The 13,725-nt window shown below is 49.9% G+C and carries 15 protein-coding genes and 1 tRNA gene; 8 read left to right on the top strand and 8 right to left on the bottom strand.

From position 1 onward, the window contains the following. Window positions 1-53 precede the first annotated feature (53 nt). The gene (locus tag AXA67_03230) at window positions 54-794 is read right to left on the bottom strand and encodes a hypothetical protein (GenBank protein ID KXJ41992.1); all 741 of its coding nucleotides are present in this window, start codon (window positions 792-794) and stop codon (window positions 54-56) included. Between the two features lie 125 nt (window positions 795-919). Next, window positions 920-3,106 carry a hypothetical protein gene (locus AXA67_03225; GenBank protein KXJ41991.1) on the bottom strand — a complete coding sequence of 729 codons (2,187 nt, stop codon included), beginning with the start codon at window positions 3,104-3,106 and terminating at the stop codon, window positions 920-922. Between the two features lie 181 nt (window positions 3,107-3,287). On the opposite strand from AXA67_03225, the gene AXA67_03220 reads away from it, so the two are divergent. The 3 genes from AXA67_03220 to AXA67_03210 all read left to right on the top strand — a co-directional run bounded on the left by AXA67_03220 (window position 3,288) and on the right by AXA67_03210 (window position 4,511). Next, window positions 3,288-4,049 carry a triose-phosphate isomerase gene (locus AXA67_03220; protein ID KXJ41990.1) on the top strand — a complete coding sequence of 254 codons (762 nt, stop codon included), beginning with the start codon at window positions 3,288-3,290 and terminating at the stop codon, window positions 4,047-4,049. Between the two features lies 1 nt (window position 4,050). Beyond that, window positions 4,051-4,413 (top strand): hypothetical protein, encoded by a 363-nt coding sequence (locus tag AXA67_03215; GenBank protein KXJ41989.1) that lies wholly within the window; start codon window positions 4,051-4,053, stop codon window positions 4,411-4,413. 13 nt (window positions 4,414-4,426) lie between these two features. Continuing rightward, window positions 4,427-4,511 (top strand) — tRNA-Leu (locus tag AXA67_03210). 111 nt (window positions 4,512-4,622) lie between these two features. On the opposite strand, the gene AXA67_03205 is transcribed toward AXA67_03210, so the two are convergent. Beyond that, window positions 4,623-5,192 (bottom strand): ADP-ribose pyrophosphatase, encoded by a 570-nt coding sequence (locus AXA67_03205; protein KXJ41988.1) that lies wholly within the window; start codon window positions 5,190-5,192, stop codon window positions 4,623-4,625. Further along, window positions 5,192-5,638 carry a hypothetical protein gene (locus tag AXA67_03200; protein ID KXJ41987.1) on the bottom strand — a complete coding sequence of 149 codons (447 nt, stop codon included), beginning with the start codon at window positions 5,636-5,638 and terminating at the stop codon, window positions 5,192-5,194. The genes AXA67_03205 and AXA67_03200 overlap by 1 nt, the downstream gene beginning before the upstream one ends. 85 nt (window positions 5,639-5,723) lie before the next feature. Between AXA67_03200 and AXA67_03195 the strand changes: the two genes are divergently transcribed. Genes AXA67_03195 through AXA67_03175 form a run of 5 tightly spaced genes read left to right on the top strand, consistent with a single transcriptional unit; the run spans window position 5,724 to window position 9,865 of the window. After that, window positions 5,724-6,560 (top strand): glycosyl transferase, encoded by an 837-nt coding sequence (locus tag AXA67_03195; GenBank protein KXJ42001.1) that lies wholly within the window; start codon window positions 5,724-5,726, stop codon window positions 6,558-6,560. After that, the gene (locus AXA67_03190) at window positions 6,545-7,363 is read left to right on the top strand and encodes a hypothetical protein (GenBank protein ID KXJ41986.1); all 819 of its coding nucleotides are present in this window, start codon (window positions 6,545-6,547) and stop codon (window positions 7,361-7,363) included. Before AXA67_03195 ends, AXA67_03190 begins: the two co-directional genes overlap by 16 nt. After that, window positions 7,360-8,352: a DNA photolyase gene (locus AXA67_03185; protein KXJ41985.1), complete on the top strand. Its 993-nt coding sequence runs from the start codon at window positions 7,360-7,362 to the stop codon at window positions 8,350-8,352. Before AXA67_03190 ends, AXA67_03185 begins: the two co-directional genes overlap by 4 nt. Beyond that, the gene (locus AXA67_03180; GenBank protein ID KXJ41984.1) at window positions 8,340-9,077 is read left to right on the top strand and encodes a short-chain dehydrogenase; all 738 of its coding nucleotides are present in this window, start codon (window positions 8,340-8,342) and stop codon (window positions 9,075-9,077) included. Before AXA67_03185 ends, AXA67_03180 begins: the two co-directional genes overlap by 13 nt. Next, the gene (locus AXA67_03175) at window positions 9,074-9,865 is read left to right on the top strand and encodes a peptidase (protein KXJ41983.1); all 792 of its coding nucleotides are present in this window, start codon (window positions 9,074-9,076) and stop codon (window positions 9,863-9,865) included. Before AXA67_03180 ends, AXA67_03175 begins: the two co-directional genes overlap by 4 nt. On the opposite strand, the gene AXA67_03170 is transcribed toward AXA67_03175, so the two are convergent. The 4 genes from AXA67_03170 to AXA67_03155 all read right to left on the bottom strand — a co-directional run bounded on the left by AXA67_03170 (window position 9,862) and on the right by AXA67_03155 (window position 13,561). Next, a complete protein-coding gene (locus tag AXA67_03170; GenBank protein ID KXJ41982.1) occupies window positions 9,862-10,476 on the bottom strand; it encodes a hypothetical protein in 615 nt (204 codons plus the stop codon). The two genes, AXA67_03175 and AXA67_03170, sit on opposite strands and share 4 nt — an antisense overlap. Next, window positions 10,473-11,453, bottom strand: coding sequence for a hypothetical protein (locus AXA67_03165; GenBank protein KXJ41981.1), 981 nt, complete (start codon window positions 11,451-11,453; stop codon window positions 10,473-10,475). Before AXA67_03165 ends, AXA67_03170 begins: the two co-directional genes overlap by 4 nt. Continuing rightward, a complete protein-coding gene (locus AXA67_03160) occupies window positions 11,450-12,232 on the bottom strand; it encodes a polyamine ABC transporter ATP-binding protein (GenBank protein ID KXJ41980.1) in 783 nt (260 codons plus the stop codon). Before AXA67_03160 ends, AXA67_03165 begins: the two co-directional genes overlap by 4 nt. A 189-nt stretch (window positions 12,233-12,421) precedes the next feature. Then, window positions 12,422-13,561, bottom strand: a complete 1,140-nt coding sequence (locus AXA67_03155; GenBank protein ID KXJ41979.1) for a hypothetical protein — start codon at window positions 13,559-13,561, stop codon at window positions 12,422-12,424. Window positions 13,562-13,725: the final 164 nt, after the last annotated feature.

Genomic DNA, 13,725 nt, shown 5'->3' with positions numbered 1-13,725 from the left:
GATTCCGTAAAAAACAGCCACAATAATATAGCTTCAGGATAATCAAATAAGAATCAAAATGGCGTGATGGTTAAAACCCCACTGAAGTTGTGTACTCCCCCAAAAAGCAAATTATATTTTCCTCTTAGGGAGATTGTGCATTGAATAGAATTGTCTGTAGAAACCAAGCTTTTTGTCGTGCTCCAGTACCCGTCAGTTGTGCTGGGCCGTATAAACTGACTATTTTCTCTCCATTTGCTTTGCGGCAAACCGCTTCTTGATATGGTTTCAATCCCATAGTTATTATATAGCTTTCCATAAGTTCCAAAAACAGCCCAGAAATCATTTATTGATTCTGCATTCCAAGGAGATAAAACACCAAACTGATTTTGTTTGAATGTTGATTGGCTAAACAAGCTTTCACCATTAGCACTAAAGTAAAATTCTCCATAATATTCCTGGATAAGATTATCAATTAAAAAACCCTGCCCCGTTTGAGTTAGTTCATATTTATAACCAAATACAATATTTGCGTATTTATTCTCTGATTTGATAATTATCGTGCCATTTAGTATTCCTTGTCCAGCTCCTGTAATACTTGTACTTATTTTAAATGGATAACTAAAAGCGACGTCTTTGCATGTGGTCTTGGTTATTGCTGCCCCAGCAATATTGGTGAAAGCCTTGACGATCGAATACGCAGCCTGCTCCCCAGGAGTTGTTTTAGGAGGCTGGTTTAATGCAAATACCATTCCACCAACTGGAATTAAGCAATATGGCAATATAATCCATTTTAAAAGTATTTTTAACCACATAAAATAGCCTAAGAAGATTGTTCGACTCTAGCAAATTAACAGCTTTTACTTTCGAGGTTTAGCTAATTTTATTATACACAAACACCACCAGGGATTTTCCTGGTGGTGTTTGCTTTGACTAATTATCATTCGCTTATTTTTGATAAACTTGTAACTTCAAGTGTTATCGGATTAGAAGACGTGAGTTTCAAGGAAGCCTCCCATGCGCCACCCTGTATATTATTATTACTATCAAGGATATATAATTTTGGGATATTTAAGGATTTGTCCGCTATCGTGTATATCACTGAGTTTTTGTTTGGCGCCTCAGTATTATCTATTTTTTCCAACTCAACAACTTCCAACACGATTTTAGGCTGTGTAGATTTCAATATCAGTAGCGCACGCCAAGCCTGATTACTTATCTGACCATTTTCTTCTTGTAAGAAAAGGTTGGATAAATGCAGCGTTTTATCAGCAACGGTGTAATATGGAAGCCTAGAAATTATATAGCTTGCGCCCACAGCAAAATCTGCTTCTATGGCATTTATGATCATTTGCGACCCAGACATGTCTAATGCAGACCCGAACTGGTCAAACTCTGTTGCGTCGTCTGCAGTGAGTTTTGATTTTAGTGACCAGGTGCCATTCGCGTCACGAGCAAACAGATACGCAGCGCCTTGTTTAGTATTTTCAGCGATGCTTTGTTGCGGGGCTCCAATGAGTGCTTCACCACCGAATAATTTTACGGATATTCCGAATTGATCACCTGGCGATGAATTGGGCGCGGTAAATTTTGCTTGCTGTATCCATTCATTGTTATTACGTACAAACAAATAGGCCGCACCTTTACCCTCCTCTTTAGTCTCAGTGTTTATTTTGTGCCCCGGAGCCCCTATCAGCGCAGATTCACCAAAAATAGAAACCGAAGTTCCAAATGTGTCCCCAGAAGCACCATCATTTGCAATTAATTTTGCTTCTTGTTCCCAGGCGCCATTATTGCGTTTAAAGATGTATGCAGTTCCTTGTAGTCTTTCGTCTCCTACAGAAGCCAAATGAGCACCAACTATTGCAAAATCTTTATACAGATCTATAGATTTCCCGAATCTATCGCTACTGGCACCATCACTCGAAACAAGTTTTGCTTGTTGTACCCACGAGCTTCCATTTTTGATAAAAACATAGGCCGCCCCTTGAGCAAAGTTTCCACTGACTGTCGCACTTTCGGCGCCAACAATTGCTGTATCTCCATAAAGTGCTACCGAAGATCCGAACTCATCGAATGATGTACTGTCGTCACCAATTAGAATAGCTTGTTGTGCCCATTGACCATTTACTCGCTCAAAAACATAGGCACTTCCCCGTTTCAATTGGCCATTTGGATAGGCACCTTTAGCGCCAACAATGGCTATATCACCATAAAGATCGACAGACACACCAAATAAATCGTCAGGACGACCATCATTGGCAGTGATTTTAGCTTCTTTGGTCCATCCATCTTCTTTTTTTATAAAAATGTAGGCCGCACCTTGGTTGCTAACTCCTGAGATATCTGCTTCGGGTGAACCAATTATGGCTCTATCTTTAAAGATAGAGACTGCAAAGCCAAATTTATCATTAATTTCCCCATCATCCGGCGTCAACTTAGCCTGCTGAAACCATGGATCAATAATAATTGGATAAGCAGCATTCTTATCATTGACTAAAATACTTAGATTGCCTCCCTCGGCCACAATTTGTGCAGGGAGTGATTTGCCTTTTGCATCAACGACTAACAAATCTTTATAGAGCAATTTACCCAAACGAAAAGCATTATCGCCAATTTGTTCTGGTTTAATATTGCTTTGCAGCGTCAATTTAATTTGCCCTTTACCTTTGGGCGCGGTTTTGATGGTAAACCCTTGCTCTAGCCCTAAACTTAGGTTTTTATACCATTCTGTCAGGCCTGCGTAATGGTACTGGACTTGATTGCCATGAATCTCAGGTGTGATTGCTTTTGTTGGAGAGAGGCTGCCTTCACGACCGAAAGACTGTATGTGCATAGAAATGGCGCTTTTATCGCCGGTAATGTGAACCCCGCTTTTATCAAAGCAAGCGCGGAAGTCATGGGCGCGATTTTCGGCGCAGCCGGCTTTATCCAGTTTATAGGTTGAATCGCTTTCTTTGGCTAAAGCGTCAAAATACGCCAATTTCAACGCTGCGTTATTGCCTTGCAGATTGGCGTACCCGGATTTCTGTGAGGTTTCGGCAAACGTGGGTGGACTCATTAAGGTGAATGCAGCCCCGGCAATGGCGGCCAAGGAACAAACATAGGACTTATTGGGAAATTGCATCTTATGGCCCTCAAACAGTTATTGAAAGACTAACTCTACTAAGTGTAGTAAAAAAAGCAACGCGCTGTTGTAATCTAATTTGGAGAATTAAATGCCCTGTGTTTTTATGGTGAACACAACATTTATTTGGAATCTAGGCCTTTGACGCGCTATGATAATAGGATTTCTATAAGGAGAAATCATGCGTCAACCACTCGTCGTCGGAAACTGGAAAATGAACGGCACCCGTGAAAGCGTGGGGCAGTTACTGGAGGCTATCGTTACTGGCGTTTCAGCGGATTCACCGGTATCAGTGGGTGTGTGCCCGCCTTTTGTATTCATCCCTCAAGCCGCGCAGCGCTTATCAGGAACGCCTGTTTTGCTGGGCGCCCAAAATGTGGCTGACCATGAATCAGGCGCTTATACGGGCGAAGTTTCCGCACCCATGCTCAAGGAGTTTGATTGCAGGCTGGCCATTGTCGGCCATTCCGAGCGCCGCAGTTTGTATGGAGAAACCGATGCCTTGGTGGCAGCCCGTTACCAGCAAGCGATTGCCCACGGCTTGACGCCCTTGCTTTGCATTGGCGAGACCTTGGCGCAACGGGAATCCGGGGAAACCTTTGCGGTAGTGGATAGCCAGTTGGATGCGGTGCTGGAAAAGGCCGGGATTCAGTCTTTATCCCAGGCAGTGATTGCTTATGAGCCGGTTTGGGCCATTGGCACGGGGAAAACGGCGACGCCGGAACAGGCCCAGGAAGTTCATGCCCATATTCGCCAACGCATTGCCGCGCAAGATGCCGGTATTGCCGAGCAAGTTCGCATTCTTTATGGCGGTAGCGTGAATGATGCCAATGCCAAATCGCTGTTTGGCATGGTGGATATCGATGGTGGTTTGATTGGCGGCGCCTCTTTAAAGGCCGACGCATTTCTTACTATTGTTCAATCAGCAGCAGAAACGATTTAATATGTATCAGGTATTGATTGTAATTCATGTTTTAATTGCCATTGGCATCGTTGTATTTGTCATGTTGCAGCAAGGCAAAGGGGCAGATGCCGGGGCGGCTTTTGGCAGCGGTGCTTCCGGCACGGTGTTTGGCGCCCGGGGCTCGGCATCTTTTTTGTCCCGGACTACCGGAATCCTGGCTGCGTTATTTTTCATGACCAGCCTTTCGCTGGCGTACTTTATGGATTTGCGGGAAAATAAAAAAGACTTCATGGAAATTTTGAAGTCCGAAGATGACCTGCCCAATGTGATTAAAGGCACTGAAAAAAAGGAAACCGTGGAGATCCCGGCACAGCCGGAAGTTCCGAAGTTACCGACGGAATAAAATGGAAAGATTTGCCGACGTGGTGGAACTGGTAGACACGCCGTCTTGAGGGGGCGGTGGCGAAAGCCGTGCCGGTTCGATTCCGGCCGTCGGCACCAACGCAAAAGCCGCCAGCCTGGCGGCTTTTTTATAGTTCCAAAGAACTGCTCGCCCATACCAGAAGAAGGCCCCATGGGGCCAAGCAGTTACGCTCAAAATAAATTTAATGGCTACTTTGACGATTTATCATCGCCTTGTTTGTGACGCTTGGGTAACCACAGGTCTTCCACTCTCGTTTTGAACCGGCCGGCTTTCCGGTCCTCAAGGAAGGTTTCCAGGGAACGTCTAACGGTTTCAAACGCCAATTCGTCCCAGGGAATTTGGGCTTCTGTAAAAAGCTGGGTTTCCAGGCTTTCTGCCCCTGGCGCAAAATTGCCATCTTTAATTTTGCCGCGAAAGAAAACATAAACTTGGGATAAATGGGGCAGGCTGATGATAGTGTGCAGTTCCAATATGCCTACTTCAGCGCAAGCTTCCTCCAAGGTTTCCCGGCGGGCGGCTTGCTCCAGGGTTTCCCCCATTTCCATAAATCCTGCGGGCAAAGTCCACAGCCCGTATTTGGGCTCGATGGCCCTTCTGCATAGGAGTATTTTTTCTTCCCATTCCAGGATACAGCCGGCAATGATTTTGGGGTTTAGATAGTGGATTTTTCCACACTGGCTACAGACATGGCGCTCGCGGTCATCACCCTCCGGGACTTTGAGAAGAATGGGGGCGCCACAATGAGGACAAAAATTCATTATTTGGACATGGAATCGATGAGCTGATCTTCCAGTTCGATGCGCGTGGCCAGGGCTTCACCCAAATTAGAAAGTTCCGCGGACAATTCGTTCATATCCTTGAAATTGGCATTCTCGTACTTGTCATTGAATTTGAGCGCCATCTCGGTTGCCTGGGCAATGGCGGGATATAGCCTTTGCGCCGCATCCAAGACCTTCCGCCGCCGCTCGGTACCGTTGATGATGCGTTGGTAAATGCCAAAATGGCCGAGGGAAATGTAATCAATTAGGATTTGACAAAATTTGCGCAGAATTTCGTCAATGGGCTGGTCATGCTTGTCAAACGGTTTCAATTCCGCCACTTCCCAGTACAATGTCCACATTTGCTGGCGTTCTTTGAGCAAATCCTGGACCATTTTGTGGGTTTGAAGGCGGCGTTCCGGAGTGGAGATATTCATTTCAGTCATATTCAAAAAAGGTAATGTGATTTTCAAAGCATACTTTATGCTATCTCGGGCCTGACGGCAACGTTCAGTGGACGAAACCGAATTTATGCAACCTGCCATTTCAGTCATCATTCCTGCTTTTAACCGTGCTCACGTTTTACCCCGGGCGTTGGATTCGGTATTGGCGCAAACCTTATCGCCGGCACAAATTTTGGTGGTGGACGATGGTTCGGATGACGGCACTCCAGATTTGATGCTATCCGATTACCCATGCATCGATTATTTGCAGCAGGAAAACAAGGGGGTAAGCGCGGCCCGCAATCTCGGCATCAAAAACGCCAAGGGTGAATGGATCGCATTTTTGGACTCCGACGATCAGTGGCTGCCCCGGAAACTGGAGCGGCAATGGGCGCTTTTAGAGCAAAATCCCGAAATGAAAGTTTGCCATACCGACGAGATCTGGATCCGGAATGGCCGCAGGGTCAATCCAAAACGCAAGCACACCAAACGCGGCGGCTGGATCTTCCACCATTGTTTGCCTTTATGCGCCATGTCCCCATCGAGCATAGTCATCCATCGCAATATCTTCGACGAAGTTGGACTCTTTGATGAAACGCTGCCAGCATGCGAGGATTACGATCTATGGCTGAGAATTACCGCCCGTTACCCCGTGTTATTGATAGATGAGCCGCTGCTGGTGAAATATGGCGGTCACCCGGATCAACTTTCCAGGCGTTATTGGGGCATGGACCGCTTTCGCATTCGGGCTTTGGAGAAAATTCTGGCGCAAGCGGATTTGAAAGACGAATACCGCCAGGCCGCCTTGGCCACGCTTCAAGAAAAGGCCCGAATTTTGGCCAACGGCGCCCGCAAGCGGGGAAAGATTGCTGAAGCGGACTATTATGAAAATCTGCCCCACCAATACCTATGGCCGATCCAATAGTCCATATCGCCACCGCCCTGCTCTGTGAAGCCAGGCCGCTAATCGAGCGCTACCGCCTCAAGCGCCGCCTGGATATCACCGCTTACCAATATTACACCGGCGATGGCATGGCCTTGATTGTCAGCGGCATAGGCAAAGTGGCGATGGCCGGCGCGGTGGCTTATGCGCAGGCGCTAAATCAAAGCCCCAACCCTGTCATTTGGCTGAATATCGGCATCGCCGGACACCCTCATTTGCCGGTTGGCCAGCCCAGGATCATTCATAAAATCGTTGATGAGTCCGGGCGCAGTTGGTACCCCCCGTTGGCCAGCAAGCTGCCTTTTCCCACGGAAACCCTGGTGACGGTATCTACCCCCCAGCACCATTATCCTGCAAACTTGCTTTATGATATGGAAGCGAGTGCTTTTTATGAAACGGCGGTGAAATTTGTTACTGGCGAGCTGGTCCAGTGCTTTAAAGTGGTTTCCGACAATCTCGAAAATCCAGCCGGGAAGCTGAAAAAACAACAAGTGAGCGAATGGATAGCGGCGCAACTGGCACCCCTGGAAGCCTGGCTGGAAAAGCTGCGCGCATTGGCCGCCGAACTGACAGAATCTCCGTTGATACTGCTTGACGAGATCAACCAACGCTGGCATTTGACCGCACAAGAACGCCACCAAATCAGCCAATGGCTGCGCCGCTGGCAATTGTTGGCGCCAGACCAAATGCCCGGCCCCCGAGACCTGCCTGCCGTCAACAGCAGCCGCCAACTGTTGTGCTGGCTGCAACAACAAGTGGAAGCGCTACCGGTACGGCTGGCATGATAGAAACCATTTATATCGACAGTGCGGCCGCAGACCACCCCCGCACCCGGGTGATTCTGCAGCGCTTTCCGGGTGCACGCAAGATTGAATGCGAACACTACGGAGAAGTCTTCAACCCCAAGGCCCAGAATTTCCGCCTCCAAAAGCATCGGCCAGCACTGATTCTGGCGCGCAAATCAAAAAACCTCGTGCTGGAAGCGCCCATTGGCTACAACATCGGCGGTGTCAATAATTTTTACTTCTCCCACATGCTCAATTGCCTCTACGATTGCCGCTATTGCTTTTTACAGGGAATGTACCGCTCGGCCAATTACGTGCTGTTTGTCAATTATGAGGATTTTGAACAGGAAATCATTCAAGCCCGGCAGCGGTTGGCAGGAGAACCGGTTTATTTTTTTTCCGGCTACGATTGCGACAGCCTGGCTTTGGAACCAGTCACCGGGTTTATACAATATTTTTTGGACACTTTCAAAAAGCTGCCGGATGCCTGGTTGGAAATCCGCACCAAAAGCACCCAGATTCGGATGCTGCTGGAACACGCGCCCATGGACAATATCATCACCGCGTTTAGTTTTACCCCGGCGCCCATTGCCAGAGCACTGGAACACCGGGTTCCCAGCGTAGAGAAACGCTTGGCGGCCATGGCAGCCTTGCAGGAACAGGGATGGCCCTTGGGCCTTCGCTTCGACCCTTTAATCTATCAAGAAGACTACCGCCAACAATACCGGGATTTATTCTCCCAAATCTTCAAGATTTTACATTCCGAAAGCCTGCATTCGGTTAGTCTCGGCGTGTTCCGCTTGCCGGAAAAGTATTTCGCCCGCCTTAGAAACTTGTACCCCGATGAACCCTTGTTTGCGGGGCCCTTGGAAAGAAGAGAACGAATGGTGGCTTATCGGCATGAGCTGGAGGCAGAAATGATAGATTTTTGCCGCCAGGAATTGCTGCACTACCTGCCTGAAACCAAATTATTCTCATGTCAGTTCTAACGGATAAGCAAAGGACCGTATTGGTGACGGGAACGACTTCTGGCATTGGCGCGGCCATTTCAGAAAAACTACTGGAGGCCGGTCATCAGGTGATAGGCATAGGGCGCGATTTTTCCAGAATTCATTTTCCCACGGAGCGGTTCTTTCCCTGGCCTCTGGATTTGGCGCTTGTGGACAGGCTGCCTGAAGCCCTGGAAGCCATCCACGAACGTTTTCCGCAAATTGATACCCTGGTATTGGCGGCTGGAGCCGGGGATTTTGGTTCTCTGGAAGAATTTTCCTTTCAGCGGATCAAGGCGCTGATGGAATTGAATTTCCTAAGCCAAGCCTACATTACCCGCGCCTGGGTTCCAAGATTAAAGCGCCGTCAACACGGAGATGTCATTTTCATCGGCTCCGAGGCGAGTCTCAAGGGCAGCCGCAAGGGAACGGTTTACTGCGCCAGCAAATTTGCCTTGCGCGGCTTTGCCCAAGCCTTGCGCGAAGAATGCGCAAGCAGCGGCGTGCGGGTGTCCCTGATCAATCCCGGCATGGTCAAAAGCAGGTTTTACGAGACCCTCAATTTTGAACCGGGGGAAAACGAAAGCCAGCATTTATTACCCCAGGAAGTTGCCGAGTTGGTACTTTTGTTGTTGAATTTGAGACGGGGGTGTGTTGTGGATGAAATTAACCTGACCCCCCTGCAAAAAGTGATTCGATTTAAACAACGAGGAAAAGAAAAGTGACAAGGATCATTAGTTTATTTTTTTTGATAGCCCTATTCGCAGGTTGTGCAACGTCCCCCACCGGCCGCACGCAGTTGGTTTTTATGCCGGATACGCAATTGGAACAAATGGGCTTTCAAGCCTTTGAGCAATTGAAGAAAGACACGCCGATAGAAACCGATCCCGAGATCAATCAATATGTTCAATGCGTGGTGCGGGAACTCACCCAAGACTTGCCCGGACAGTGGGAAGTGGTGGTTTTCCAAGTGGATCAGGCCAACGCCTTCGCCCTGCCTGGGGGTAAAATCGGGGTATATACCGGGCTATTGAAAATCGCCCGTAACCAGCATCAACTGGCGGCGGTGATCGGCCATGAAATCGGCCACGTGCTTGCCCGCCACGGCAACGAACGGGTTTCCCAGAAAGTTGCTGTACAAACAGGATTGCAAATAGCCCAGGCAATTGCCGCGCCACGGTCCGCCACCGGCCAATTGTTGATGGGGGCGCTGGGCGTGGGCGCGCAATATGGGGTTTTGATGCCCTTCAGCCGGATCCAGGAGTCGGAAGCGGACGTGATTGGCCTGGAGCTGATGGCCAAGGCGGGCTTTGATCCCCGGGAAAGCATCCAGCTCTGGATTAACATGAGCGAAGCCGGTGGCGCCCAGCCGCCCGAGTGGCTATCCACCCACCCCTCCCATGAAACCAGAATTGAAGAATTGCGTAGCCGCCTGCCCCAAGCCTTGGAGCTTTACCGCGCTGCCCGGCAGCGGGGGAGAATCCCCGCTTGCACTGCGCCAAGATTTTACTAGGGAATCTCCGAAGCAATGGACATAGCCCGTAGCCTGTGAAGCTCCAGGTGGCGGGCGATTTTATCCGCTAATTGGTCAATTGCCTGCGACATGGCCGTGACAACAACCGGGTAATTATGCGCATTCGATACCGGGACTTGGATTTGCTCGCGATGAAACTTATAGGCTTTCTGTCCTTGGCGAAGGCGCCAAGCGGCCTGCAACAGACAATGGCCGTCATGAACATGGAATTGGGTCACTTGAATGGCCACGGCCCAATCGATGGGAATGTGCCGCGCCGGTAGAGACAGCACTTGTCCATTTGGAATCCGGGCATTGAGTCCTGCCATCAATACCCGGGTAAAACCGTCACGAACCGGTTCTGCCCAGCGGTGAAATTCCGCCAGCCGAACCTGGCCCCGATCCTCCACGGTGACAATTTGCGGCCGGTCGAGATAGCGGGGTAATTTAATCGGTTCAACCCCGATATTCCAGTGGATTTCCGGAAATTTTGCGCTGGGTGGAGGTTGCGCGGGCAATAGGTAGTAATGAGCGGGCGGGCTGCTGGTTGTCCAGGTGCAACCGGCAAAAAAGCTCAGTACCAGTAATCCAATGATTAACCGGAAATTCATGGCGTTACCTCCCGTTTGCCGCGAAGCAGGGTTTCAGGCTGGGTTTGCAGGGTTTCGCTCAAGACCCGAAGTTCCCGGGCGGCGCTGCTTACCTCTTCCAGGGTTTCTTGAAATTGTTCAATGAGTAGGGAATCGGGGCCTGCGGTTTGTGATAAGGAGTCGAAGGTTTTGTTTGCCGTGCCCATGGCTTGGGTCGTTTGATCCAATAAAGGCACTAATTTTTTATCCAAGTGATCGAGCAAACGCTGGGTTTTGGCCAGGCTCTGATTCAGTTGCCGGCTGACTTGATCCACCCTTCGATTGAGCGTGGTTTCCAGCTGCTCGGTTTTAGCCAGCACCCGGTCCAACCGCTCAACCGAGCTTTTCAGCTCCGGCTGGCTGACTACCGCATGGAGATGATCCAGGGTCGATTGCAGCTTGGTGAAAATCTCAGTCAATGGCAGTTGACGGATTTCCCGCACCAAATCGCTGATGGTATTTTCGATTTCTTCCTGGCTGGAGGGAATGGAAGGAATTTCCGGTAGATTTTTATTCAGGCCGATCAAATTCGGTTTCGTTTGCGGTTCGAAATCAAGATCCACATACAATTGCCCCGTGACCAGGCTTTGAACTTTTAGCTGCGCCCGAAGCCCTTTTTTGACCAAATCTTCCAAAGTGGGCTCCTGCCAGGGGAAGCGGGCAGTCCCCCCCATATTGACCTTGCTCAGATCAATTTCAACTTCCACCGAAGAAATCAAGGTTTGGCGTTTGGGATCATACTGAACCGTGATTGCGGTGACTTTCCCCACCTGGACCCCGCGCATTTTCACCGGAGCGCCCACATTCAGGCCATTCACTGATTCGGTAAAATAAATCACGCTGCGCTCCCGCTCGGTGAAGAATTCTCCACCGCCGAACACCAACAATCCCACAAAAAACAGGATGACCGCGCCGATGACAAAAGCGCCAATCACGGCCGGGCTGGTGGGTTTGCTCATAGGGTACCTCCCCGGGTCAAAAATTCCTTCACTTTGGGATTGGAACTGGTTTCCAATAATGCCTTGGGCGGGCCTTGGGCTATTTGGGTCCTGCTTTCAGCATCCAAAAACACCGAATTGGTGCCAATGGCCATAATGCTGGGCAGTTCGTGGGTAACAATGACGACCGTAGCGCCCAGGCTGTCGCGCAATTCCACAATCAAATCATCCAGGCGTTTGGCGCTGACAGGATCAAGCCCCGCCGAGGGTTCGTCGAAAAACAAGATCTCAGGATCGAGGGCAATGGCCCGCGCCAGCCCCGCCCTTTTTTGCATGCCGCCGCTGATTTCGAAGGGATAATAATCCTCAAACCCCTTGAGCCCGACCAGCGCCAATTTCAGGGAAGCCAACGCCTTGATCTCACCCTCATCCAGATTGGTGTATTCCTCCAATGGCAGGCCGATGTTTTCCGCCAGGGTCATGGAACTCCACAAAGCGCCGCTTTGATAAAGCACCCCAACCCGGCTTAATATCTGCAAACGCACTTGTGGGCTCGCCCGGCAAAAATCCAGGCAAGGGTTTTCTTTGTCTGCCTCCAGGACACCGCAATAGAGAATTTCTCCCTTCGCGGGCGTCAACAGGCCAATCAAATGCCGCAGCAAGGTACTTTTACCACAGCCACTACCACCCATGATGACGAAAATATCCCCGCGCTGAATGGTAAAGTTCAAATCCCTTTGAATCACCCGGTCGCCATAGGCCATGGTCAGATCGCGGACAATGATATGGGGTTGTGACATTTTGTCTATTGTCCCTAGACTTCAAGCCGAAAAGGGATTCCAGTCTTCCATCCGCGGGTGTTGGCGGCCTGGATGGCCGCCATCAAGCCCCCAGGGATGGGTTCACGGCGTCCCGTGGATGGAAGACTGGAATCCCCACATTTAAGCACGGGTAAACAAAGCCGCGTAAATTTCATAGGCATAATCTGGCTATATTCCCAATCTGGTAAACAACACAGTCAACAAGGCATCGGCAACCACGATGGCGACAATACTTGTGACCACCGCAGAAGTCGCCGCTTCCCCCACCGCCTGGGCGCTGCGTTGGCACTGGATTCCCCGCATGCAACCGGCGGCGGCGATCAAAACCCCAAATACCGCCGCCTTGACCAGGCCCACCATGATATCGCTCAAGTCCAGTGAAGTTTGGGTTTGATAAGCATATTCCAGCAAGGTCACATCAAAAAGACTCACCGAAGCCAGCGCTCCGCCAATCATGCCAACAAGATCCGCATAAAGCGTGAGCAGCGGCACCATCAAAATCAAAGCCAACATCCGCGGCAGTACCAGAAATTCCATGGGTGACAACCCCAGGGTTTTGAGGGCGTCGATTTCTTCGTTGACCTGCATGGTGCCCAACTGGGCGGCATAAGCCGAACCGGTACGCCCGGCCATGATGACCGCTGTCATCATCGCCCCCATTTCCCGCACCGTACCCAACCCCACCAGATTGGCGACGTAGATTTGCGCGCCAAACATTTGCAATTGAATGGCCCCCACATAAGCCAAAATCAAGCCCACCAACAGGGCAATCAATGAAACAATGGGCAATGCCTGGGGCCCGCATTCTTGCAGCAACAACCAAAAGTCCCGGGAACGGTAACGGGCCCTACCCCGGATAAAACGCAGACCGGCAACGGTCGCCTCGCCGGCAAAATGAACAAAGCCATGGGCTTCCTCGGCCAATTCAATCACTTCCTGGCCAATACTTTCCAACCAGGGAGGCGGTTTTTCCCCATGGTCTGGTTCGCCGCGGGGAGGAACAGCGGTTGCCAGCTGAATAAGGCGTCGGGCGCCTTCAGGCAGGTTATGGCAATCCAGATTGATTCCTTTTTCTTGACAGTAATCTAGCAGCTGATAAATAAATACCAGCAAACTACTGTCCCAGCGCTCCAAATCGCTGCCATCAATAATAATTTGCCGAATTTTATGAGATTCGCGTAAAAGCAAAATCACCTCGCAGGCATCAGAACGAGGGTTTTCAAGGAGCCAATCTCCCCCTACGCAAACTCTAAGCATGCCGTCTTCGTGCCGACATGCAAGCAGGGCTGGTTTGTGAATTTCAGACATTGGCGCTGGGGAACCTGAGGTGGGCAAACGTTGTTGTATTATTGTTTAATTTGTCTCTAAACTTAATGTACCAAAGGCGCCGTGGCTTTCTTTTGTGGGTGTTGGTGGCCTGGATGGCCACCATCAAGCCCCCAAGGACGGGTTCACGGCGTCCCACGGAAGGA

Origin of the sequence: Methylothermaceae bacteria B42, assembly GCA_001566965.1 — a bacterium.
In the GTDB taxonomy this organism is placed as follows: Bacteria; Pseudomonadota; Gammaproteobacteria; order Methylococcales; family Methylothermaceae; genus Methylohalobius.
This window is presented reverse-complemented; position numbering and strand designations above follow the sequence as displayed.